The 23,052-nt window shown below is 68.1% G+C and carries 25 protein-coding genes and 1 pseudogene; 15 read left to right on the top strand and 11 right to left on the bottom strand.

What is annotated here, in order from left to right; genetic code table 11:
* Positions 1 to 10: 10 nt before the first annotated feature.
* Positions 11 to 1,780: a penicillin-binding transpeptidase domain-containing protein gene (locus BO226_RS17125; protein ID WP_024102067.1), complete on the bottom strand. Its 1,770-nt coding sequence runs from the start codon at positions 1,778 to 1,780 to the stop codon at positions 11 to 13.
* 192 nt (positions 1,781 to 1,972) lie between these two features.
* On the opposite strand from BO226_RS17125, the gene BO226_RS17130 reads away from it, so the two are divergent.
* Both BO226_RS17130 and BO226_RS17135 read left to right on the top strand, forming a co-directional pair.
* A complete protein-coding gene (locus BO226_RS17130; protein ID WP_071935779.1) occupies positions 1,973 to 3,508 on the top strand; it encodes an ABC-F family ATP-binding cassette domain-containing protein in 1,536 nt (511 codons plus the stop codon).
* A gap of 22 nt (positions 3,509 to 3,530) precedes the next feature.
* Positions 3,531 to 4,343: an alpha/beta fold hydrolase gene (locus BO226_RS17135; protein WP_064060499.1), complete on the top strand. Its 813-nt coding sequence runs from the start codon at positions 3,531 to 3,533 to the stop codon at positions 4,341 to 4,343.
* Positions 4,344 to 4,359: 16 nt separating this feature from the next.
* Here the strand turns inward: BO226_RS17135 and BO226_RS17140 are convergent, their stop codons facing one another.
* Both BO226_RS17140 and BO226_RS17145 read right to left on the bottom strand, forming a co-directional pair.
* Positions 4,360 to 4,950, bottom strand: a complete 591-nt coding sequence (locus tag BO226_RS17140; protein ID WP_041803855.1) for a hypothetical protein — start codon at positions 4,948 to 4,950, stop codon at positions 4,360 to 4,362.
* A gap of 327 nt (positions 4,951 to 5,277) precedes the next feature.
* Positions 5,278 to 6,504, bottom strand: a complete 1,227-nt coding sequence (locus BO226_RS17145) for an acyl-CoA dehydrogenase family protein (RefSeq protein WP_071935780.1) — start codon at positions 6,502 to 6,504, stop codon at positions 5,278 to 5,280.
* A 134-nt stretch (positions 6,505 to 6,638) separates the two neighbouring features.
* Between BO226_RS17145 and BO226_RS17150 the strand changes: the two genes are divergently transcribed.
* Positions 6,639 to 7,751 (top strand): energy-coupling factor ABC transporter permease, encoded by a 1,113-nt coding sequence (locus BO226_RS17150; RefSeq protein WP_071935781.1) that lies wholly within the window; start codon positions 6,639 to 6,641, stop codon positions 7,749 to 7,751.
* A gap of 26 nt (positions 7,752 to 7,777) precedes the next feature.
* Here BO226_RS17150 and BO226_RS17155 read toward each other — a convergent pair whose 3' ends face one another.
* A complete protein-coding gene (locus BO226_RS17155; protein WP_083543675.1) occupies positions 7,778 to 8,413 on the bottom strand; it encodes a TetR/AcrR family transcriptional regulator in 636 nt (211 codons plus the stop codon).
* A gap of 96 nt (positions 8,414 to 8,509) precedes the next feature.
* Here BO226_RS17155 and BO226_RS28725 point away from each other — a divergent pair, with 96 nt between their 5' ends.
* The 6 genes from BO226_RS28725 to BO226_RS17180 all read left to right on the top strand — a co-directional run bounded on the left by BO226_RS28725 (position 8,510) and on the right by BO226_RS17180 (position 12,950).
* Positions 8,510 to 8,560, top strand: a complete 51-nt coding sequence (locus BO226_RS28725) for a hypothetical protein (RefSeq protein WP_367880875.1) — start codon at positions 8,510 to 8,512, stop codon at positions 8,558 to 8,560.
* Between the two features lie 114 nt (positions 8,561 to 8,674).
* A complete protein-coding gene (locus BO226_RS17160; RefSeq protein ID WP_016694511.1) occupies positions 8,675 to 9,190 on the top strand; it encodes a DUF4242 domain-containing protein in 516 nt (171 codons plus the stop codon).
* Positions 9,191 to 9,197: 7 nt separating this feature from the next.
* Complete coding sequence (locus BO226_RS17165; protein WP_024102073.1) at positions 9,198 to 10,247, top strand: acyl-CoA dehydrogenase family protein; 1,050 nt, start codon at positions 9,198 to 9,200, stop codon at positions 10,245 to 10,247.
* Entirely contained in the window at positions 10,223 to 10,963 is a 741-nt protein-coding gene (locus tag BO226_RS17170) for an ABC transporter ATP-binding protein (protein WP_071935782.1), read from the top strand. The genes BO226_RS17165 and BO226_RS17170 overlap by 25 nt, the downstream gene beginning before the upstream one ends.
* Positions 10,960 to 12,132 carry an ABC transporter substrate-binding protein gene (locus BO226_RS17175; RefSeq protein WP_071935783.1) on the top strand — a complete coding sequence of 391 codons (1,173 nt, stop codon included), beginning with the start codon at positions 10,960 to 10,962 and terminating at the stop codon, positions 12,130 to 12,132. The genes BO226_RS17170 and BO226_RS17175 overlap by 4 nt, the downstream gene beginning before the upstream one ends.
* A gap of 47 nt (positions 12,133 to 12,179) precedes the next feature.
* Entirely contained in the window at positions 12,180 to 12,950 is a 771-nt protein-coding gene (locus BO226_RS17180; RefSeq protein ID WP_202399481.1) for an ABC transporter permease, read from the top strand.
* Positions 12,951 to 12,957: 7 nt separating this feature from the next.
* On the opposite strand, the gene BO226_RS17185 is transcribed toward BO226_RS17180, so the two are convergent.
* From BO226_RS17185 to BO226_RS28175, 3 genes and pseudogenes are all read right to left on the bottom strand, one after another.
* On the bottom strand, positions 12,958 to 13,431 hold the full coding sequence (locus tag BO226_RS17185) for a nitroreductase family deazaflavin-dependent oxidoreductase (protein WP_024102076.1): 474 nt from the start codon (positions 13,429 to 13,431) through the stop codon (positions 12,958 to 12,960).
* Between the two features lie 4 nt (positions 13,432 to 13,435).
* The gene (locus BO226_RS17190; protein ID WP_019290848.1) at positions 13,436 to 14,308 is read right to left on the bottom strand and encodes an alpha/beta fold hydrolase; all 873 of its coding nucleotides are present in this window, start codon (positions 14,306 to 14,308) and stop codon (positions 13,436 to 13,438) included.
* 45 nt (positions 14,309 to 14,353) lie between these two features.
* Positions 14,354 to 14,689: pseudogene (locus BO226_RS28175) on the bottom strand (hypothetical protein); the annotation flags it as partial.
* A gap of 14 nt (positions 14,690 to 14,703) precedes the next feature.
* Here BO226_RS28175 and BO226_RS17205 point away from each other — a divergent pair.
* The 4 genes from BO226_RS17205 (at position 14,704) to BO226_RS17220 (ending at position 17,922) form a co-directional block, all read left to right on the top strand.
* Complete coding sequence (locus tag BO226_RS17205; RefSeq protein WP_071935784.1) at positions 14,704 to 15,765, top strand: alanine racemase; 1,062 nt, start codon at positions 14,704 to 14,706, stop codon at positions 15,763 to 15,765.
* A 92-nt stretch (positions 15,766 to 15,857) separates the two neighbouring features.
* Complete coding sequence (locus tag BO226_RS17210) at positions 15,858 to 16,304, top strand: FAS1-like dehydratase domain-containing protein (protein ID WP_019290845.1); 447 nt, start codon at positions 15,858 to 15,860, stop codon at positions 16,302 to 16,304.
* Positions 16,301 to 16,738: a MaoC/PaaZ C-terminal domain-containing protein gene (locus BO226_RS17215; protein WP_071935785.1), complete on the top strand. Its 438-nt coding sequence runs from the start codon at positions 16,301 to 16,303 to the stop codon at positions 16,736 to 16,738. Before BO226_RS17210 ends, BO226_RS17215 begins: the two co-directional genes overlap by 4 nt.
* Positions 16,739 to 16,794: 56 nt before the next feature.
* Positions 16,795 to 17,922 carry a PQQ-dependent sugar dehydrogenase gene (locus BO226_RS17220; RefSeq protein ID WP_071935786.1) on the top strand — a complete coding sequence of 376 codons (1,128 nt, stop codon included), beginning with the start codon at positions 16,795 to 16,797 and terminating at the stop codon, positions 17,920 to 17,922.
* Between the two features lie 3 nt (positions 17,923 to 17,925).
* Here the strand turns inward: BO226_RS17220 and BO226_RS17225 are convergent, their stop codons facing one another.
* From BO226_RS17225 to BO226_RS17235, 3 genes are read right to left on the bottom strand one after another with little or no spacing between them, the layout of a single operon-like run.
* Positions 17,926 to 18,378 (bottom strand): MaoC family dehydratase, encoded by a 453-nt coding sequence (locus BO226_RS17225; RefSeq protein WP_006553710.1) that lies wholly within the window; start codon positions 18,376 to 18,378, stop codon positions 17,926 to 17,928.
* 28 nt (positions 18,379 to 18,406) lie between these two features.
* Positions 18,407 to 19,153 (bottom strand): GntR family transcriptional regulator, encoded by a 747-nt coding sequence (locus BO226_RS17230; RefSeq protein WP_006553711.1) that lies wholly within the window; start codon positions 19,151 to 19,153, stop codon positions 18,407 to 18,409.
* 26 nt (positions 19,154 to 19,179) lie between these two features.
* Positions 19,180 to 20,331 carry an acyl-CoA dehydrogenase family protein gene (locus BO226_RS17235; protein ID WP_071935787.1) on the bottom strand — a complete coding sequence of 384 codons (1,152 nt, stop codon included), beginning with the start codon at positions 20,329 to 20,331 and terminating at the stop codon, positions 19,180 to 19,182.
* 211 nt (positions 20,332 to 20,542) lie between these two features.
* Here BO226_RS17235 and BO226_RS17240 point away from each other — a divergent pair, with 211 nt between their 5' ends.
* A complete protein-coding gene (locus BO226_RS17240) occupies positions 20,543 to 21,418 on the top strand; it encodes an HpcH/HpaI aldolase/citrate lyase family protein (RefSeq protein WP_071935788.1) in 876 nt (291 codons plus the stop codon).
* Positions 21,419 to 21,423: 5 nt separating this feature from the next.
* A complete protein-coding gene (locus BO226_RS17245) occupies positions 21,424 to 22,467 on the top strand; it encodes a MaoC family dehydratase (protein ID WP_071935789.1) in 1,044 nt (347 codons plus the stop codon).
* Between the two features lie 69 nt (positions 22,468 to 22,536).
* Here BO226_RS17245 and BO226_RS17250 read toward each other — a convergent pair whose 3' ends face one another.
* Positions 22,537 to 22,950, bottom strand: coding sequence for a DNA-binding protein (locus BO226_RS17250; protein WP_071935790.1), 414 nt, complete (start codon positions 22,948 to 22,950; stop codon positions 22,537 to 22,539).
* Positions 22,951 to 23,052: the final 102 nt, after the last annotated feature.

Genomic DNA, 23,052 nt, shown 5'->3' on the forward strand with positions numbered 1-23,052 from the left:
GCCACGCGTCCTACCCCCTCAGCCATCGCCCCGCCGCCTCGACGGCAGGGGCGGAGCCGTCCGCCCCCGACACGAACACCGCAAAGGCAAGATTATCCTGTGATCCGATAAACCAGCCGTGCGCCCCGACGTTGTCACCGTACTCCGCCGTCCCCGTCTTCCCCGCCAGATCGGGAATGTCGCGCAACGTGCCGGCTGTACCCTCGATCACAGTCTCGCGCATCATCTCTCGCAGTGCCGTCAGCACGTCCCCGGGCATCGGTTCGGCCTCCCGATCCGCGGTCGCCGGCTGCCCCTCCACGATCGTCGGAACCGGCGTGCGGCCGTTCGCCGCCGAGGCTGCGACCAGCGCCATCCCGAACGGCGACGCCGTCACCCGACCTTGTCCGATCGCTGCCTCCACGCGGGCAGCATCGGTGTCTGCGACCGGCACGTTACCCGTGACCGTGACGAGACCGGGCGTGACGTAATCGATGCCGAGACCGAAGCGTTCCGCGGTGGCGCGCAGGGCGTCGGGCGGCAGGTCCAGAGCGAGCTGCCCCATGGTCGTATTGCACGAGAACGCGAACGCGGTGTGCAGCGGCACGGGGCCGAGATCGAAGTTCTCGTCGTTCGGGATCGTTCGGGAGCCGACCGAGGCGACGCCCGGGCACGGCAGCACGGTGTCGGGTTCGGCGAGCCCGGCATCGAGCGCCGCCGCCGTCGTCACCACCTTGAACGTCGACCCCGGCGGATAGAGGCCGGTCGCGGCGATCGGCCCCTCGGCGTCGGCCGCGTCGTTCTGGGCCATCGTGCGGATCGCGCCCGTCGAGGGTTCGATCCCGACGATCACCGCGGGCGTGTCGAAACCCGCGAGGACCTCCTCGGCCCGTCGCTGCAGGTCGAGGTCGATCGTGCTGGTCAGGTCGGGTGCCTCCGGTCCGGCTTCGCCGGCGACCTGGCTCGTCGTGCCGTCCGCCGCGACCCGCCGGATCACCCAGCCGGCCGAGGCGTCCTGCCCCTCCTGCCACAGTTCGGCGAGGCCGGACCACACGGGCGAGGCGAGGTCGCGCTCGGTGGTGAGCAGACGGGTCTGCGGCACGAGCGTCACGCCGGGCAGCGCGGCGAGGCGATCCTCGATCGGTGCGAGGTCCTCCTCACGCAGCGTGATCACTCCCGCAGCGCCGCCGGCGGCCACCGCGACCTGCTCGGCGAGACTCTCCGCCGTGATCGTCGGAACGACCGTGGCCAGCACGGGAGCGACCGCGGCGGGATCGGCGGTGGCATCCAGGTTCACGACGGTGACGACCTGCTCCCCCATGAGCGGCCGCCCGGCCCGGTCGAAGATCGTCGGCGGGGCGCCGACGGTGGTCAGATACTCCAGCGACGCGCCGCCCGCCAGTTCCGGTGACAGCACCGTGGGGTCCCAGCGGACCCGCCACGCGTCGGCCTCGGGGTCCTCCGTCGCGCTGCCGGTGGTGCGGTACGACCAGTCGCGGCCCTCCCCGAAGTTCCACGTCACGTCGAGGTCGAAGGTGTCGCCGTCGCCCGTCCCCGCGACACTCACGGTCGGGTCGTCGTGGCCGAGGCCGGCGAAGAGGACATCGATCGCGGACTCCGCGGCCACCGGATCGGTGGTCAGCGCTGCCGCTCCGGAGACGTCGCCGGCGTCGAGAGCGGCAGCGAACTCCTCCGCGATCGTCTCGGGCTGATCGGGGCCGAGGGCACACGCCGACAGCGACAGCACCGTGGCTGTCGCGACTCCCATACCGATCAGTCGGATCCACACGGTCCCGATCATGCCTGCACTTTCGAGCCCGTGCCTGTTATCGCAGGTAGGAGTCGGGGTGAAATATTCGGTTGCATCCCGGACGGTACGGGCTCACCATGGTGTTCGCATCCCGTACCCGTCGATCGGAGAAGTCCGTTGCTCCTGTGAGAGGTCCCGTCCCCGCGCACTCGCGCAATCGACCCTCACCCTTCGGGAGCCATCATGTCTTCATCCGGTATCACGCTGTCCGCACTCTCCTACGCCCATCCGGACGGCACCATCGCCGTGCAGGATCTCGACGCCGTCGTCTCGGCGGGGCGGATCGGCCTGGTGGGACGCAACGGAAGTGGGAAGACCACCCTGCTCCGATTGATCGCGGGTGAACTCCGCCCGACCTCCGGTTCGTCGACGGTGCGGGGACGGGTCGCCTACCTCCCTCAGGACGTGACCCTCGATCCGACGGTGCCGGTCGATTCCGTCCTCGGCATCGGCGATATCCGAAAGTCCCTGCGCCGCATCGAATCAGGATCGTTCGACGATCGGGACTTCGAGGTCGTAGCCGATCGGTGGGACATCGAGGACCGCGCTCTTGCGCTCATGCATCGCGTCGGCCTCGACCGGATCCTGCACGACGTCGGGGATTTCGACCGCACCGTCGGTCAGCTCTCCGGCGGGGAGACGGTGCTGCTCGCCTTCACCGCACGCCTGCTCGACGAGCCGGACGCGCTGTTGCTCGACGAGCCGACGAACAATCTCGACGCCGACGGACGTGCGCGCCTGCAGGATGCGCTCGACCGGTTCCCCGGCACGGTGCTCGTCGCCGGGCACGACCGGGAACTGCTCGACCGCATGGACTCGATCGCCGAACTGCGCAACGGGGCTCTGCGCCTGTTCGGCGGCGGATTCGGCGAGTACGAACGGATCGTCGCGGAGGAGCAGGAGGCGGCACGGGCCGCAGTGCGGGACGCCCGTAACGACGTGCGGCGCCAGGCACGCGAATTGGCGGCGGCGCACGTCACGCTCGCCCGGCGGCAACGCTACGGGCAGAAGATGTACGAGCAGAAGCGCGAACCCAAGATCGTCATGGGCGCGCGCAAACGGCAGGCGCAGGAATCCGCCGGGCGATTCCGCCGTGAGCACGAGGAGGATCTGACCACTGCACGGGAGAACCTCGATCGCGCGAAGGACGCCGTGCGCGACGATCCGGAGATCCGCATCGACCTGCCCGGAACCGCGGTTCCACCCGGCCGGCGTGTGGCGGACGCACCGCTCGAGATCGTCGGGCCGGAACGGATCGCGCTGCGCGGCCCCAACGGGTCGGGGAAGACGACCCTGCTGCACCGCATCGTCGAGGCGGAACCCCACGTTCCCTTCGCGTTGCTCCCGCAGCGGCTCGACATCTTCGACGACGATCGTTCGGTCGCGGAGAACGCCGAGGATCGTGCGCCGCACCTGACTCCGCAGCAGGTGCGGGCACGTCTGGCGCGCTTCCTGTTCCGCGGCCGGCACGCCGAGGTCGCCGTGGGGGCACTGTCGGGTGGGGAACGACTGCGGGCCGCGCTCGCGATCGTGCTCGCGGCCGATCCCGCTCCGCAGTTGTTGCTGCTGGACGAGCCCACCAACAACCTCGACCTGGCCGGTCTCGCGCACCTGACCCAGGCCCTGCGTGCCTACAGCGGTGCGCTCGTGGTGGTCTCGCACGACGAACGATTCCTGGAGGAGGTGGAGGTGGATCGGTCGGTCGAGCTCGGGCGGTGAGCCGTTCGGCGATACTGCTGGGATGAGCCACGCGACGAATCCCGCCGACGGCACCCGGATCCGGTTCACCACGGCAGGTCCCGAGGGGGCACCGGTCGTGCTGCTGGTCCACGGCAGTGCCCTGTCGTCGGCGGTGTGGCGGGCCTTCGGCTACGTGAAGGCGCTCAGCGGGGATTTCCGGCTGGTCATGCCCGACCTGCGTGGGCACGGCCGCAGCGACACCCCTCACGACGAGGACGCCTACGCGATGGACGCGATCGTCGGGGACCTGCTGGCCGTCCTGGATGCGGCCGGGGTCGACCGGGTGCACTACGTCGGCTATTCGTTCGGCGCCCGTGCGGGACTCGCGCTCGCCGTCGACGCTCCGGACAGACTGTCGAGTCTGACGCTGCTCGGCGGGAGCGCACGCCCCCAGGCGGGATCGATGGACGCGATGTTCTTCCCCGGCACCGTCGACGTGCTCGAGCGCGAGGGCATGGACGGTTTCGTCCGTGCCTGGGAGGAGCGGCGTCGCACGCCGGTCGATCCCGCGACGCGCTCGGCCTTCCTGAAGAACGACGCGCAGGCTCTCGCCGCCTATTTCCGCCGGTCGGATCGGGAACCGGGGATCGACGACGAGATGCTCGCCGACATCGACGTGCCCGTGCTCGCCGTCGTCGGGTCGGACGATCGCCTGCGCGTGGAGGACACCCGCGCGTTGTCGCGCACCGTCCCCGGTGCGCGACTCGCGATCCTGCGCGGGGTGGACCATGCCGAGACGGTCTCGGCCGCGCTGCCTGCGGTCGAGACCTTTCTCTCGGCACGCGCCGGTCGGAAACCGACCGACACGCTCTGATGCTCAGGCCGGGCGCTCAGGCCGGGACGACGACCTGTTCCCGCGGTGTCATCGCCGGCACCGGCCGGGACTGCTGCGCCCTCCGGTGCGGTGCGACCGCGGCCTTCTCCTGCGCAACACGGGCCACCGCCTGCTGCCGGCCGGCTCCGGATGCCTCCGCGAGCAGCGCCGACACCGACCGCTTCATGACCTCGACGGCTTCGGGCACCGGCAAACGCAGTACGTCCCGCAGCGACACCCAGGTGGGCCAGGTCGTCGACACACCCAGCAGGTTCTCGATGTGGGTGCGGACGGTGCCGTCGACGCCCTCGAACTGGTCGGAGAACAACGCCCCGATCTCGTATCGCGCCCGGTCGAGATAACGCACGCGGTTGCGCTGCAACTCGCGCGAGAACGGCACCCGGATCTCGGACGACCGTGCGAACGGCGCGATGTATTCGAGCATCTCCGCCCGCTGCCTGCAGTAGGCGTCGATCCGCTCCTCGAGCGGCAGCGACGGATCGATCGGCTCGTAGGCGTCGACCTGGCGCCGCATCAGCTCGGCGCCGGTGACGGCGAACAATGTCTCGAGGTCGCCGAAGTGTCCCCACAACGATCGCAGGGACACCCCGGCCCGCGAGGCGATCTGCGCCCCTGTGGGTTTGAGCTCTCCCGCCCTGATGAGCGCGATATGAGCCTCTATGACGGCCTGCCGGGTGCGCTCTGCGCGAGCGCTCCTGCCGTCCGTCGTGACCGACGGCTTTTCGCCGTCCCTTCGTTCCGCGTACATCGCTCCCCCGATTTCCGCTCGGACTCCCCTCCGGACCGGTCGCTCCCCTCGTCGGCGACCGGCATAACTTTTCTCATGGCGAACAATAGTCGACACAGTGGGGGAATTGTCATCCCCCTCCGAAAATTGTCCTTTTTGCTAATTTCGAGCGGTCGTATTCAGGGCTTACTGTGCGAGCAATCCCTTCGCGATATGTGTTACTTGAATTTCGTTACTACCGGCGTAGATCATCAACGATTTCGCATCACGCGCGAGTTGTTCGACGCGATATTCGGCCATGTATCCGTTTCCTCCGAACAGCTGCACGGCCTCCATCGCCACCTCGGTCGCAGCCCGCGACGAGTACAGCTTCATCGCCGACGCCTCCGACAGGCTCACCGGCTTCCCCGCCTGCGTGCGTTCGATCGCGCTGAAGACCATGTTGCGGACGTTCACCCGCGCGATCTCCATCTCGGCGAGCTTGAGCTGGATCAACTGGAACTGTGCGATCTCCTTGCCCCACAGCTTCCGCGACTTCGCGTACTCGGTGCACAGCTTCAGACACTGCTCGATGATGCCCAGGGCCAGATAGGCGATGCCGATACGTTCGGTGGCGAAGGATTCGCGCGCGCTGTCCTTGCCGTCGCTGCGACCGCCTTCCTCGGTCTCACCCAGCAGCCGGTCGCGGGTCAGGCGCACGTTGTCGAAGAACAGCTCGCCCGTCGGCGAGGAGTTCATGCCCATCTTCTTGAAGGGCGGACTCTGGGTGAGCCCTTCCATGCCCTTGTCCAGCACGAATGCGAGCACCTTGCGGTCGCGGCGATCCACCGAGGAGTCGCCCTCGTCGAGCTTCGCGTACACGATGATCACGTCGGCGTACGGACCGTTGGTGATGAAGGTCTTCTGGCCGTTGAGGACGTAGTCCTCCCCGTCGCGGCGCACCGTCGTCTTCATCCCACCGAACGCATCGGAGCCCGAATCGGGTTCGGTGATAGCCCATGCGCCGACCTTCTCGAAGGTCACCAACTCCGGCAACCACCGCTTCTTCTGCGCGAGGGTTCCGCGGCTGCGGATCGTGCCCGCGGTCAGGCCGAGGCTGACGCCGAGCGAGGCGATGAGCCCGAGACTCACCCCGGCGATCTCGATATTGAGCAACGCCGCCATCCCCGGCGACCCGCCGGTTCCACCGGACGATCCCGAAGACTTCTCTCCGCGTTCCTCTTTCGCGAGGGCATGGTCGAGCGACTCCCGGGCCATCTCGTCGATGCCGAAAGTCGCGTACAACTTCCGGATGATGTCGTACGGCGGCAGTTCTCCCGATTCGAGACTGTCGACGTGCGGGCGGATTTCCTTCTCGATGAAACCGCGAAGCGCATCGCGGAACATGAGGTCTGTGTCGGACCACTCGTACATGACGCAAATATAGAACGGGTTTCACTTTTTGCCCAGGCTCCCGTCCCGCCGAGCTCTCGAAAACGCTCCGCCTCCCCCGATGCCGGTACTAGCCTTCGCCGCAGAGCACTCCGTCGGTGGGAGGGACATCGGAGATGGTCGATACGAGTGGCTTCGCCGGCACGGACGTCCTCGCCCTGCACATGGGCGACGGCCTGATCACCGGCCGCGCATCCGCGTGGTTCTTCGTCATCGCCGTGATCGGGGTCAGCATCGCCGCCTGGCACGCACGCAGCGACCTGAGCAAGAGGTCGGTACCCACTGCGGCGGCGGTCTGCGCCCTGTTGTTCGCCCTGCAGGTGGTCGACGTTCCGGTGCTGCCGGACGTGAGCGGCCACGTCGTGGGCGGCGCGCTCGCGGCGATCCTGCTCGGCCCGTTCGTGGGTGCGGTCGCATTGACGATCGTCCTCGTGGTGCAGGCCTTCGTCTTCGCCGACGGCGGCCTGTCGGCACTGGGCGCCAACGTCACGAACATGGTGCTCGTCGCCATCGCCGCCGGTTTCCTCGCCGCGACGGTGCTGCGCGCACTGTGCGAACACCACGGGGTGCGGCGGTTCGTCATGCTCGGTCCGGTCTCGTTCGTCGCAGGGTTCGTCTCGGTCCTCGCGGCGGTGACGGGTTTCGTCGTCGAGTACGCCCTCGGCGGCACCTTTGCGGTTCCGGTGTCGAACATCGGATTCCTCTACGCCACGCACATTCCCGTCGGGCTGGTCGAGGGTGTGGTGACGGCCGCCGTCGTGCTCGCCGTTGCGCGGATCTCCCCGGAATCCGTCCATCTCACCCGGCTTCCGGTCAACCCTCTCGACGCGACCGCCTCGCCGCCTCCGCGTCCGCGCGCTCGCGGGACGCTGTTCATCGGCCTGGCGTTCACCTCGCTCGTCGTCGCGGGGATCCTCGCGCCGCTCGCCGTCGACACCCCCGGCGCTCTGGAGGTGGCCACCTCACGCGGCTGCGAGATCGACTCGCTCGCCGAGGATCTCACAGGCGACTGCATGGCACGGGACGTCGAGGAACATCGGCTCGCCGACAGCGCACTGGCCGACTACACCATCGACGACCGTCCCGGTTCGACGGGCATTGCCGCGGTGCTGGGAACGCTCGGCACCTTCGTGTTGGCGAGCGTGTGTTTCCGCGCTCTCGTGCCGCGGCCGGCAATCTCCGCGACCACGGAGCGCCGCACACAGCAGCGGAGCAACTCGGCAGGCTGAGTCCACGGGTCGACGCGGACCCCGGGTCAGCGGGGGAGATGCGTCTCGATGATCGCTGCAGCCATGTCGCGGCCGAGCCGGATCGGTTCGACGGAGTGCTCGAACTTGCTGCCGGACAAGGCACCGTCGTAGATCAGTTGCACGCGCCCGGCCACCACCTCGGATTCGGTCGCCCCGGCGAGATTCAGCAGGTCGACGAGCGTCGAATTCAGCCATTCCCGGTGCGCGAGCACCGGTTCGAGAGGCTCCTGGGGGAATTCCGTCGCGGCGTTGGCGTACTGGCACCCCCGGAAGTTCTTCTTCGGCGCCGACTGCATCGCGAGATCGAAGAAGGTGAGGATCTTCGCGATCGGATCGTCGAGCGGTTCGACGGCGGCGTGCCACCGCTGCCGGTCGCGCTGGTCGAGATCCTCCAGATAGGCGAGCACCAGTGCATCCTTCGACCCGTACGACGAGTAGAGGCTCGCGCGGGCGACGCCGGCCTCGGCGAGGATGCGGTCGATGCCCACCGCACGGATACCGTGCTCGGCGAAGAGCGTGCTCGCGGTGTCGAGCAGACGTGTGGAGGGTGAGGGCTTGGACGGCGATCGCTCGGCTCTCCCCTTCGGACCGGCCGTGCCCTTCGGAGTGCCGATCGATTCACTCTCGACGAACGTACGCACGTACCCAGAGTAACGGACAGGGCGCGATAGACAGACCGTTCTATTCACAGTACGGTGAAGCACGTGACACACAGCCTTCTGACTCGCCGCCTGCACGTGGATCTCGTGCGGGTGTCGACTGCTGCGTGTTGTCGCTCCTCTCTCTGACCGGCCTCGTCTGCGTGCGCCGCATGCCGTAGTCGCCCCGTCCGAAGACGAAACGGCGCCCCGCCGTGCCCGGACCGGTCACAGTTCCAACCCGCTTTCCCGGAAGGTGACCCCATGTCGCTGTATCTCTACGAACTCGTCCCCACCGAGGGCCAGGCCGAAGCTGCCATCAAGGCCTTCGACGATGCTGTCGTCGCCGCCGGCGGCGAACTGATCGAATCGCAGGTCACCACTGGCGGCACGCGTGTCTTCGCGATCGCCGAGTTCGACGCTTGCCGCCCCGCCCAGCTCGAGTCGGCCTCCCTCGATGTCGCCGAGATCGTCGGCCCGAACGAGGTCCGTCTGGTCGGCGCCGAGCTCGACCAGATCAAGGCCACCCGCCCCGAGGCCGGTTACCTCGTCGAGTGGGACATCCCCGACACCATCGACATGGAGACCTACCTCGCGCGCAAGAAGGCGAATTCACCGAAGTACGCCGACGTCCCCGAGGTGAGCTTCCTGCGCACCTACGTCCGCGAGGACATGGACAAGTGCCTGTGCTTCTACAACGCCCCCGACGAGGCCGCCGTCGTGCGCGCCCGCGAGGTCGTCAGCACGCCCATCGACCGTCTCCACTCCCTCGAAGGATAAGCATCCGATGACCGCGGCCATTGACCGGACGAGCGAGGAACCGCGCGCGGCGATCGCAGAGTTCGTACGCGATCGCGCAGCTGCTCTCGATCGCGGAGAAACCGACATCCGCACCGACATCGCCCGTACAGGCGAGCTCGGCCTGCTCCGCAAGGGGCTGAGCGGTGAGTGTCTCTCCGAGATGGTCGCGGTCATCGACGAGGTCGCCGCCGAATCGCTCACCGTCGGCTTCTCGCTGTGGGCGCAGCGCATGGCGCTCGAATACATCGATCGCGCACCGCAGTTCCTGCGCGATCGTTACCGGGACGACCTCGCGTCCGGCCGCACGATCGGCGTCACCGCCATGGCCGCGGCGCTCAAGCATCTTGCCGGTCTCGGCGAGCTCCCCCTCGTCGCCGAACGAACCGACGACGGCATCACCGTTACCGGCCCGATCCACTGGGCGTCCAACGTCTTTCCCGACTCGGTGATCGTCTTCCCTGCCCGCACCGCCGACGGTGATCGCCTCGTCGCCGTCGTCCGCGCCGACGCCGAGGGCATCACCATCGCGGATTCACCCGAACTGCTCGCGCTCGGCGCCACGTCGTCGACCTCGCTGAAGCTCGACGGTGTGCGGATTCCGCAGTCGCACATCCTCACCGAGGATCTCGCAAACTTCTGCGGTTCGATCCGGCCCACCTTCATGATGCTGCAGACCTCGTTCTGCGTCGGCATGGCACGCGCATCGCTCACTGAGGCCGTCGGCCGTCTGCACGGACTGGGCGAGCAGTTCACCGGTGAGTACGAAGAGCTTTCGGCGCAGTACGAGTCACTGCGCGAACGGCTGTACCGCTTCGCCACCGATCCCACCTCGATCGCTCCTGCGGAGTTCATCCGCCTGCGTCTCGACGGTTCGGTCGTCGCCGTCGCCGCGACCCGCCTCGAAGCGACACTGCGCGGCGGTGCCGGATACGCGACGGCCAGCGCCACCAACCGCCGATTCCGTGAGGCGGCCTTCCTGCCCATTCAATCGCCGTCGGAAGGACAGCTTCGGTGGGAACTGTCGCAGTACGAATAGCGAACGGATACAAAAGTTTCGCCGGTCGCCGTAGCCCGGTTCTCCAGGGGGTGGATCTGGATATCGCGACCGGCGAGTTCCTCGTGGTGCTCGGCAGCAGCGGTAGCGGCAAGTCGACGCTGCTGCGGATCGTCGCGGGTCTCGATCACCTCGATCGCGGTTCCGTCGACTGGCCCGACACCGAGGGCGACAACCGTCCGCACACCGGGATGGTCTTCCAGCAGCCCTTCCTGATGCCATGGCTCACCGTGCGCGAGAACATCGCCTTCGGTGGACGGTTCGCCGCGCACCGCGAGCGGTTCGACACCACCTACGCCGATTCGCTCCTCGAGCGTTTCGGCCTCTCCGCGCTCGCCGGCTACTACCCCGACCAGCTGTCCGGTGGTCAGGCCCAGCGCATCGCCGTCATCCGCGCCGTCGCGGTGCGTCCGCGACTGCTGCTGCTCGACGAACCGTTCAGCGCCCTCGACCCGGCCACCCGCTCCGATTTGCGGTCGTGGCTCGGCGAACTCGCGCGCGATCTCGGTTTCACGACGGTCCTCGTCACCCACGACATCGACGAGGCGCTCGAACTCGCCGACCGCATCGCACTGTTCGGGAGTTCGGGTGTGGTGCAGCAGGAATGGGCGCTCGGCGGCATGTCTGCGCTCGACCGCGACGCGCTGCGTCCGGCCATCCTGGCGCACTACCGCGATTCGTCACTGTCCGCGACATGACCGATCCGGGCCTGTTCAGCCGTCGCACCCTCATGCGCGGTGCGCTCGGCCTCGCGGCAGCCGGGGGTATCGCCGGCACGATCGACCTCGCGCGCACCGCGACCACCGACCGCGCCAATCGCACGGGGCAACTGCGCATCGGCTACCTGCCGATCACCGACGCCGCGCCGCTGCTCGTCGCGCACGGGTCGAGCCTGTATCCCTCCGGCGTCGTCGATTCCGCGAAGCCGGTGCTCTTCCGCAGTTGGGCGTCGCTCGCCGAGGCCTTCATCAGCCGGCGCGTCGACGTCGTGCACCTGCTCATGCCCATGGCGGTCCAGTTGCGGTACAGCCTGGGTAGTTCCGTGCGGATCCTCGGCTGGAACCACACCAACGGCTCGGCGCTGACGGTCGCCCCGCACATCACCGACCTGAGCGATCTCGCAGGTCAGACGGTGGCGATCCCGTTCTGGTGGTCGATCCACAACATCGCTCTGCAACAGCTGTTGCGGGCGCACGGACTGACACCGGTCGTGCGGGAGGCGCCGTCGAAGTCCGCCCGTACCGTGGGCCTCGTCGTGATGGGTCCGTCCGACATGATCCCGGCCCTGGCGAACGGCTCGATCGCCGCGTTCACCGTCGCCGATCCGTTCAACGCCGCCGCGGAGGTCCGCGGGGTGGGGCGGATCCACCGTTTCCTCGGTGATGTGTGGCGCGACCACGCGTGCTGCGCCCTGCTCGTGCACGAGGACCTGATCGAACGCGACCCCGTCGCCGTACAGTCCCTCACCGACTCGGTGGTCTCCGCCCAGTTGCAGATCGGCGCCGACCGTCAGGCCGCGGCCGCGATGTTGTCCGCCGGATACCTTCCGCAGCCGTTGCCCGCGATCACGAAGGCCCTCACCTATCCCGACCGCGAGGCCGGCACGGTGCACCCGCAGTGGCAGCCGCAACGCATCGGGTACCAGCCGTTCCCCTTCCCGACCTTCACCGCGGCACTGATCGAGGCGATGCACGACACCGTCGTCGACGGCGACACGCGGTTCCTCTCTCGTCTCGACCCTGCGACGGTGCACGACGACCTCGTCGACGACCGCTTCGTCCGCACATCCCTCACCCGCGTCGACGGCACCGATGCCTTCGGCCTTCCCGCCGATCTCACCCGCACAGAGGAGGTCGATCCTTCGTGAGCGCCCCGACCGGCACGGCGCCGGAGACGGCCCGCACCGTCCGGCAGCTGCCCCTCGTCCCCCAGGCCGTCGCCATCGTCATCGCGATCGCCTTGTGGTGGCTGGTGACGACGGTGCTCGTCGCGCCGGATTCACTCGTGCGGGACTTCGCCCCGCAGTACGTCTTCCCGGCGATCGTCGACCTGTTCGCACGCGGCGTCCTGCTGCCCGACACGCTCGCGAGCCTGTGGCGGTTGCTGGTGGGTCTGCTGATCGCCGCGACGCTCGGCATCCCGCTCGGGTTGCTGATCGGACTCAACCCGTTGGTCGAGCGCGCGACGATGCCCATCATGCAGTTCCTGCGGATGATCTCGCCGCTGTCGTGGGCGCCGATCGCCGTGGCGTTGTTCGGCATCGGCCACCAGCCCGTCTTCTTCCTCATCGCCGCCGCCGCGATCTGGCCGATCGTCATCAACACGGCGGCCGGTGTGCACGGCATCGACCAGGGCTATCTGATGGTGGCCCGCTCGTTCGGTGCGACGCGACTCGAACTGCTCACCACCGTCGTCCTGCCGGCCATCCGCGCGCAGGTGCAGACCGGTCTGCGGGTCGGTCTCGGTATCGCGTGGGTCGTGCTCGTCCCCGCCGAGATGCTCGGCGTGCGGTCCGGTCTCGGCTACCAGATCCTCAACGCCCGCGACCAGCTCGCCTACGACCAGGTCATGGCCGTGATCGTCGTGATCGGTTTCCTCGGGTTCTGGCTCGACTGGGCGGCGCGGCACCTGCTGCGCGAACGGCGGAGGCCGGTGAGCGTCGAGGAAGCCGACCGCCCGCTCTGACCTGCGATCAGGACTCGAGCGACGTCAGTACGAAGACGGGGAGCACCCGGTCGGTGCGCTTCGCGTACAGCGCGTAGTTCGGCCACGTCTGCAGCAGCACCTGCCACAGCCGCGCGCGTTCGTCGCCCTCCGCGATCCGCACCGACACCGCGTGCTCGTGCCCGTCGTACAGCACCTGCGCCTGGTCGGCCGCGCGCAGGTTGATCGCCCAGGACGGGGCTTTCGGGTGTCCCCAGTTCGACCCCACCACGAGCCATCCCCCGTCGTGCGGCACACACAGCAGCGGTGTGGACCGCGGCACCCCGCTCTTGCGGCCCTTCACGGTGAGCACGAGCGAGGGCAGTCCCGCGATCGCGAGCAGGGTGACCTTGCCGCGCGTGGCCCGTTGGATGGTCTTGTCCACCGCGATGATCGGCTGTGAATACCGCGGCAACCACGGCAACGCTCCGATACGGACGGCGACCGGTCGGAGCGGATTCATGCGGTCATCTCCCCCAGGCTGCCAGCAGCGTCCGGGCTGCGGCGACGACGGCCAGCGGCTGATCGATCATCGGATGGTGGCCCGAGGCCGGAAGATCGATCAACAACGCATCAGGACCCAGATTGTCGACCATCCGCCCGTAGAGCGCGTCGTCGATGATGCCGCGTTCGCAGCGGAAGTAGGCGACGGCGCATCCCGGACTCATCGCCTCGAGGCTACGGCGCCCCTCACGTCCCATGCGGAGATTGTCGAATTTCCACGACCAGCCGCCGTCGACCTGCTTCAGCGATCCGCGGGCGATGTGCTCGAGCACGTAGGGTTCGGCGTCGTCCTGCGGCGGCACGAGGCGGAATCGGGCGACGGCGTCCTCCGCCGCGGCGTACACCTTCGGCGGTCCGGCGTTCGCGACGGCCTTCGCGCGCATCTCGAGTTCCTCGGGCGTCATGTCGCGGATCGGCGAATCGATGATCACCACACCGGCGAGTTCGTCGCCGTGGAGATGTGAGGCGGCGAACGAGACGATCCCGCCCATGCTGTGACCGATGAGGACCGGTGGACCGCTGATACCGCCGGCGCGGGCCGCAGCGACGACCTCCGCGGACCACGCTTCCAGGGTGTAGTGCTCGCGGTGGTCGCTGTCGCCGTGACCGCTCAGATCGAGCGCGACGACACGACGTCCAGCGGCAAGCTGCGGGCCGATGTGGTCCCACCACCCCGAATGCGCCATGCCGCCGTGGACCAGCACGATGCCCGGCAGACCGGATTCGCCCCACGCCCGGTAGGCGATGGTCGCACCGGCTGCCTCGACCTTCCCGGTCTCGACGGGTGTGGCCAGGGCGTCGACGAACCACTGAGGAGCAGATCCACTATTGCTCATTATTCGAACTTATGTCAGATGTGACGAGCGCCGACATCCGGGCCATCAGTTCGATCCGTCGCACCTCGAGTTCCGGCTGCGGATGCACCGTCGACGCCAGCGCTTCGCCGTCGAACATGTGCACGAGCGACAGCAGGATAGTGTCGAAGAGATGCGCATCGGCGCGGGTCCGCGCTCCTCCACCCCGGCGCGCAGGAACCGGCCGGTGCCGACGGTATGTCCGTAACCGGGCACGAACTCGCCGTCGCGGAAGACCACCCGGCCGGCGACCGCCGTCGCCGTCACCGCGCGGTCGTTGCGGTTGACCATGCGGCGGATTCCGCCGAACTCCTCGAGCGGCGACTCGTGATAGGCATCGACGTCGGCGTTCAGTCCGGCAGGTCTACGGTTCGGCCATGGACCTCGACACCACCCCGGCACTGCTCGTCGACCGCGACATCCTCGACCGCAACATCGCGCGGATGGCGCAGTCCGCCGCCTCACGAGGCCTGTCGCTGCGACCCCACGCGAAGACGCACAAGTGCTCCGAGATCGGACGACGCCAGCTCGGTGCGGGAGCCCGGGGCCTGACGGTCGCGACCGTCTCCGAAGCCGAAGTCTTCGCCGACGAGGGTTTCGACGACCTGTTCGTCGCGTACCCGCTGTGGGTCGACGCTGCCCGCGGTGCACGGCTGCGCGCGTTGACCGACCGGGTGCGCCTGACGGTCGGGATCGATTCCGCGACCGGAGCCCGGCAATTCGTCGAGCACGCCGGCACCGCGATCGGGGTGCTCGTCGAGATCGACAGCGGGCACCACCGCACCGGCGTGTTGCCCGAACAGGCCGGAACCGTGGCGTCGGCGGCCCGCGAGGCGGGCCTCGACGTGCGCGGCGTCTTCACCTTCCCCGGCCACTCGTACGCACCCGACGCGCCCGACAGCGCAGCACGGGAGGAAGCCGACGCACTGGCGGCAGCAGCGGCGTCGCTACGAGCAGCGGGGATCGAGCCGACCATGATCAGTGGGGGTTCCTCCCCCACGGCACATCTCGACGTGCCCACGGTTGCAACAGAGTTGCGTCCCGGCGTGTACGTCTTCGGTGATGCGCAGCAACTCGAACTCGACGCGGTGAGCGAATCCGACATCGCGCTGACCGCCCTGGCGACCGTCGTTTCCGCTCGCGACGAGGTGATCGTGCTCGATGCCGGTTCCAAGGCGCTCGGCGCCGATCGAGCCGCGTGGGCCACGGGGTACGGACGCATCCTCGGGGAACCGGACGCGCGCATCACCGCACTGTCGGAGCATCACGCGACGGTGCAGTGGCCGGAGGCATCGACCCGCCCACAACTCGGCGACAGGGTGCGGGTGATCCCCAACCACGTGTGCAATGCCGTGAACCTCGCGGACGAGTTGATCACGGTCTCCGGCGACGCGGTAGTCGAGCGATGGAAGGTCGCGGCACGAGGGTGCAACACGTGATCCCGAGACGGTCCCCACACGATCACCTCGAATTCGGCGTGTAGGTCACGAACACGACACCGATCCTCCCCGCACGTCGCTACGCTGCGTTGATGCCGCTGAACCCCGACCTTGCCGGACGCATCTTTCCGCCGACGTCCTATCTCGTCGGCCGGGAGAAGATCCGGGAATTCGCCCGCGCCGTCCGATCGACGCATCCGATCCATCTCGACCCGGAGGCAGCCCGGGCCGCCGGCTTCCCTGATGTCGTGGCTCCTACGACCTTCACCACCGTCGTCCAGAGTCCGTCGGTGACACAGCTTCTGGAGACGCCGGGTACCGGTCTCGAGCTGCACCGGGTGGTGCACGGGTCGGAGAAGGTCGAGCACCGGCGCCCGATCGTGGCCGGCGACGATTTGACCGCGACGCTCACCATCACGGAGGTCACCGAACGCGCCGGCAACCACATCCTGTCCACGATCTGCGAGATCCGGGACGACACGGACGATCTGGTCGCGGTGGTCACTTCGACACTGCTTCACCGAGGAGACGACGCATGACACTCGGCACCGCACTACGATTCGACGAACTCGAGGTCGGTGCGGTCATCGCGAAGACCGAACTGACGGTGACCCGCAGCGATCTGGTCCGCTACGCCGGTGCCTCGGGCGACTTCAACCCGATCCACTACGACGACGTCGTCGCGGCCGGCGAAGGGCTCCCTGGCGTGCTCTGCCAGGGAATGCTCACCGCAGCCCTCGCCCTGCAGATCCTCACGGAACGGCTCGGCGATCCCACCGTGGTCGTCTCCTACGAGACACGGTTCACGCGACCCGTTGTGGTCGACCCGATGTACGGTGCCGTCCTGTCGGTGTCTGCGAAGGTCGGCCACCTCGACGAGGCGGAGCGCACCGCACGGATCGATATCACCGTATCCGTCGACGACCGGCGGGTGCTCGGCAAGACCCAGGTCCGGCTCGCGTTCTCGTCCTGACTCCGAGCGCCGGGAATTCGCCGACGGAACGGACCTCGGTAAGAGAGGATCGACCCATGTCGCGGACACTTCTCGCCGGCTTGGCCGCCGCAGCAACAGCCGTGTACCTCGGGGCATGTGCGTCCCCGTCGAGTCCGTCCGTCGAGGAGGGTCCCGCCGGGGTGAGCCGTACCATCGTCGAGCACTCGGCGTCCGAGACGGCCACTCCGCGCGTCACCGGCATCGTCGCGTCCGGTCTCGACACTCCGTGGGGAGTTGCTTTTCTTCCCGGTGGTTCTGCACTGGTGAACGAGCGCAACACCGGCCGGATCGTCGAGATCACCGACGGCGAGGTCCGCGAGGTCGGTCGCGTCGGAGAGACCCTCGCGCAGGGCGAATCGGGACTGCTGGGAATCGCGGTGTCGCCGACCTTCGACACCGACCGCTTCGTGTACCTGTACGTGACAACCGGCAGCGACAACCGGGTACTCCGAGCCGTTTTCGACGGCACCACGCTCGCCGAACCGGAGGTGATCCTCGACGGTATCCCGGCCGGACGGATCCACGACGGCGGGCGGATGATCTTCGGTCCCGACGGGATGCTGTACGTCGCGACCGGCGAGGCGGGCGAGCGCGAACTCGCCCAGGATCCGGAATCACTCGGCGGCAAGATTCTTCGCATCACCGGCGACGGCGAACCCGCGCCCGACAACCCGGATCCGGCGTCGCCGGTGTACTCGCTCGGTCACCGCAACGTGCAGGGACTCGCATTCGACGGCCGGGGACGGTTGTGGGCGTCGGAGTTCGGGCAGAACGACGTCGACGAGCTGAATCTCGTGACGGCCGGTGCGAACTACGGCTGGCCCGTGACCGAAGGGGCCGGGGGCTCCGGCGAATTCGTCGATCCGGTCCTCACCTGGCCGGTCTCGCAGGCGTCGCCGTCGGGCCTGGCATGGTTCGACGGCAGCCTGTGGATGGCAGGCCTGCGCGGAGAACGCCTCTGGCGCATCGATATCCCGGATACTGATGTGCAGGACACCGCAGTCACCGCGACCGACTTCTTCGTCGGCGAGTACGGACGATTGCGAACCGTCGTCGCCGCGCCGGACGGCTCACTGTGGCTGACGACGTCCAATCGGGACGGTCGCGGCAGCCCGGCCGACGACGACGACGACGACCGCATCCTCCGGATCGAGATCTCCTGACGATCAGGGGACGAGAACGACCACCGTCTCGGCGACCAGCGCCGGGCGCTCTCCACCCTCGATCTCGATGGTGTATCCGACGACGAGGTTCGCACCCTTGGCGGTGCGCTCGAGCGATGTGAACTCGGCGCCGGCACGGATCCGCGAGCCGACGGGGACCGGCGCGGGATAGCGAACCTTGTTGCTGCCGTAGTTGACCTTCATCTTCAGGCCCTCGAGGGAGAAGATCTGGGTGCCGAGCACCGGCAGCAGCGACAGGGTCAGGTAACCGTGGGCGATGGTCTTGCCGTACGGGCCGTCCTTCGCACGCTCGGGGTCGACGTGGATCCACTGGTGATCACCGGTGGCCTCGGCGAACAGGTCGATGCGCTTCTGGTCGATCTCGAGCCAATCGCTGTAGCCGAGGTGCTCGCCGACGGCCTTCTCGACCTCGTCGATTCCGTTGAGAACCCGCATTGTTGCTCCTGTCGATGTGCGGCGACGGTCAGAGACCGGCTCGCCTGAGGGTGACGCGATAGGTGTAGTGCTCGGGCAGAAAGTAACTCACCGACAACTCGGTGGGCACGCCATCGTCGTTCGAGTACAACCGGTCGACGCGCAGCAAGGGATGTCCTACTTCACAATTCAGTTCGGTCGCCACCTGTTCGGTGGCGAGCGCGACCGTGATGGACTGTGCGGCTTCGACGATGGGACTGTCGAGATGGGGTTCGAGCAGGCCGATCATCGTGTTCCGACTCGACGCGCCCGCTTGCAGCTCGGGCGAATCGAGCACGTGTGCCGCGACGTGCTCGGGCAGATGAACGGTGGTGAGGACGAACGGGATTCCGTCGTGCAGACGCTTGAAGACCGCGGTGTACAGCACGTCGGTGTCGAGGCGGAGCCGGCTCGCCGCATCGATGTCGACCCCGCGCCGCAACGGCGAGACGATCTGCATGACCGTGTCGGCCGACAGAGCGAGCAGATCCTCGATCGAGCCGAGCTGGCGCCGATAACGCCGGCCCGACTCGTTCGCGAAGGTGCCGCGGCCGGGAACACGGTAGACGATGCCGTCGGCCACGAGATCCTGGAAGGCGCGACGCACCGTCTGCCGGCTCACGCCGTGTTCCTCGGCGAGTTCGGCCTCGGTGGGCAGCCGCGTGCCGTCGCTGTACCGTCCCGCCTCGACGGCCTCCCGGAGCTGGCGCGCGAGTTGCGCGTAGGCCGGTTCCGTTTCCCGCACCTTGTAGTCCATGACGGACCGATCCTAGCGGCCGGTCGTCACAGTCCGCCGCGTGCTACGAGCTGGCTCGCGATGACGTTGCGCTGGATCTCGTTGGTGCCCTCGCCGACGATCATCAGCGGCGCGTCGCGGAAGTACCGCTCGACGTCGTACTCGGTGGAGTAGCCGTAGCCGCCGTGGATGCGCACCGCGTTCAGGGCGATCTCCATCGCGATCTCCGAGCAGTACAGCTTGGCCATACCGGCTTCCATGTCGCAGCGCTCGCCGCTGTCGTATTTCTCCGCCGCGTAGCGCGCCAGCTGCCGGGCCGCGGTGAGCTTGGTGGCCATCTCCGCCAGGTAGTTGCCGATGGACTGGTGCTTCCAGATCGGCTGACCGAAGCTCTCGCGCTGCTGCGCGTAGGCGAGGGAATCCTCGAGTGCAGCGGTCGCGACACCGAGGGCGCGGGAGGCGACCTGCAGACGGCCGGTCTCGAGGCCCTTCATCATGTGGGCGAAGCCCTTGCCGGGCTCGCCGCCGAGGATCGCGTCGACGGAGATGCGGTAGTTGTCGAAGCTCAGCTCGCACGACTCGACGCCCTTGTAACCCAGCTTGGGCAGGTCGCGTGAGACGGTCAGGCCCGGGCCGTGCTCGACGAGCACGACGGAGATGCCCTTGTGGCGCGGCTGCGCGGTGGGGTCGGTCTTGCACAGCAGCGCGATCAGCCCCGAGCGACGCGCGTTGGTGATCCACGTCTTGGCACCGTTGATGACCAGCTCGTCGCCGTCACGCTTGGCGGTCGTGGTCATCGCTTGCAGGTCGGAGCCGCCGCCGGGCTCGGTCAGCGCCATCGTCGCCCGGATCTCACCGGTGGCGAGCTTGGGCAGATACTTGCTCTTCTGCTCCTCGGTGCCGAACAGGGTCAGCAGCTTGGCGACGACGGTGTGCCCGCCCATCGCACCCGACAGCGACATCCATCCGCGGGCGAGTTCCTCGGTGACCTGGACGTAGCAGGGCATCGACACCGGCGAGCCGCCGTACTCCTCGGGCACGGCGAGCCCGTAGATGCCGATCTGCTTCATCTGCTCGATCCACTTCTCGGGGTACTCGTTGGCGTGCTCGACCTCCTGCACCGACGGCTTGACCTCCCGATCGATGAAGTCGCGGACGGTCTCGACCAGAAAAGTCTCTTCGTCGTTCAGGTAGGTCACGGGGCATCCTTCGTTGGGGACGGGCCACACGGACCCGGGAACTTTGTACGGCCATTTTGTGGACCGAGTTCGGACGTTGTCAACGCAAAGACCGTCATTCGAAGGCGTGATTGCAGAGTTTTCGACGATACGAACGACTGCACCTTCCTATGAGCACACCTCTCCGTGGGGTGGCATACCGCCAACAATGGCCGTACATTTAGCGCCATCATTGCCGACCGAACTCCCCGAGGTCCCCGTGTCTTCCGAGCAACACCTCCGCCGGCGCGCCGTTCTCGTCGCCCCCGGATCCGACGAACGCAAAGCCGGTAAGGCCCTCGCCTCCGCCGCCGACGAGGTCGTCCTCGACCTCGAGGACGCCGTCACCGCCGCCCAGAAGGACGCCGCCCGCGAACTCGTGGCTCCCCTGGTCCGCGAACACGGCGCCGCACGCACCGTCTCCGTGCGCATCAACGGACGCGGCACCCCCTGGTTCGAGTACGACCTGCGCACGTGCGCCGCACTCGGCGACGCCCTCGCCTCGATCGTGATCCCCAAGGTCGAGAGCGCCGACGACCTCGTCGAGGCCGACCGCATCCTCGGCGATTCGACCGTCCCGGTGCAGGCCCTCATCGAGACCCCTGCCGGCGTGCAGCGCATCGACGAGATCGTCGCCGGGCCCCGGGTTGCCGGCGTGATCATCGGCTACGCCGACCTCGGCGCCTCCCTGGGCCGCGCCCGCACCGCCGCGCCCGAGCACTGGCTATACGTGCAGGACCGCGTGCTGCACGCCGCCCGCGCTGCGGGTGTCCAGGCGATCGACGGCCCGTTCCTCGGCACCGCCGACGACGACGCCTTCCGTCACTCGGCGCAGTGGGTGTCCGATCTCGGATTCGACGGAAAGTGGGTCATCCACCCTGCGCAGATCACCTCTGCGGCAGCGGCCTTCACCCCCACCGGCGATCAGGTCGACGCCGCCCGCAAGGTTCTCGACGCGCTCGAGGAAGCCGAGAACCGCGGCGCCGGAGCCGCCCAGCTCGACGGGCAGATGCTCGACGAGGCCGTCGCCGTCGCCGCCCGCCGCACCCTGTCGAAGATCGGAGCCTGAAAGCCATGACCACCTCGTACGTCGGCGGACCCTATTTCGACGAACTGACCGTCGGCCAGGTCTTCGACACCGCCCCCGCCGTGACGCTCACCGACGGCCTCGCCGCCGCGCACCAGAGCATTCTCGGTGACCGCCTGCGTCTTCCGCTCGACAAGCACCTCTCGGCCGCCGTCGCGGGTGGGCCGGTCGCGCACGCCGGTTTCGTCACCGACATCGCGATCGGGCAGTCCACGCTCGTCACGCACCACGTCAAGGCCAACCTCTTCTACCGCGGCCTGCGTTTCCGCCGCTTCCCGCACATCGGCGACACCCTCTACACCACCACCGAAGTCGTTGGACTGAAGGAGAATTCGGCGAAGCCCGGACGCAGGCCCACCGGTCTCGCGGCGTTGCGCATGAACACGGTCGATCAGGACGGCAACACCGTCCTCGATTTCTACCGCTGCGCGATGCTGCCGCTGAGCGAGAACCCCGACCCCGACCGCGTCGTGCACTCCGACGACCTCTCGGCCATCGGACCGCAGGACGAACCGCAGTGGTCCGCGCCCGCCGACTGGGATCTGGATGTCTACCGGTCGAAGGTGCCGGGCGAGCACTTCGACAAGTCCCTCGCCGGTGCCGTGCTGCAGTCCAGCGGCGATGTCGTCTCGAGCGCACCGGAACTCGCGCGCCTGAGCCTCAACATCGCGGCGACGCACCACGACGAGCGGGTCGGCGCGTCGGGTCGTCTCGTGTACGGCGGCCACACCATCGGCCTGGCCTTCTCGCAGGCGACGCGCGCGCTGCCGAATCTCGTGACGGTGCTGGGTTGGAAGGCGTGCGACCACACCGGTCCGGTGCAGGAGGGCGACACCCTCACCAGCGACCTGCACATCGAATCCGCCGAGCCCCTCGCCGAGGGCGGTGGCGTGCTGAACCTGCGGTCGGTCGTCTACGCGCACCGCGGCGGTGCCGCGAATGGCAACCGCGGCGGTGCCGCGAATGGCAACCGCGGCGGTGCCGAGCCGGCGCCCGTGCTGGATTGGCGGTTCACCGCACTCATGGCCTGACAGCCCCTGCCGAAACCGACGTTGTGCGCGAAATCGTTTGGGAAATCGCGAACAATGTCGGTTTCGTCGTTATGCATCGACTCGTTTGACGAGGCGCTCGTAGCGCTGCCGGGCCGCCTGGGTGCTTCCCAGACCGAGGCCGAAAGCGATCTCCTGCCAGGTCATCCCGCGCTCCCGCGCGATGCGGAGGATCAGCGCCTCGAGTTGGTCCATCTCGGCGCGCGCCTTCGGGACGAGGCCGAGCGCGGCGATGACGTCGGCGTCGTCGACCTCGGGTTCGTCGGGGCCGGGACTGTGCACGCCGCCCGCCAGTGCCGCGACGAGACGGATGGCGCCGAGCGAGTCGAGCATCTCGGGGTGCGACTGCCTGGCCCGTTGATCGGGAGTGCTGCCGTGCCGTTCGGCGATCCGGAACAGCCCCGCGTACTCACGGTGGGCGCGTTCGCGACTCGGATCGGGTGGGGTGAAACCTTCCTCGGACATGATCCCAGGATGACGCGTGAACAAGTTGTTGTCAACAAATTGTTCACAGATTCCCGATCCGCAACGACTTCGACCATCCGCCACAGCAATTGCGGCGGCGAA

It is taken from the genome of Rhodococcus sp. 2G, assembly GCF_001886355.1.
In the GTDB taxonomy this organism is placed as follows: Bacteria; Actinomycetota; Actinomycetes; order Mycobacteriales; family Mycobacteriaceae; genus Rhodococcus; species Rhodococcus pyridinivorans.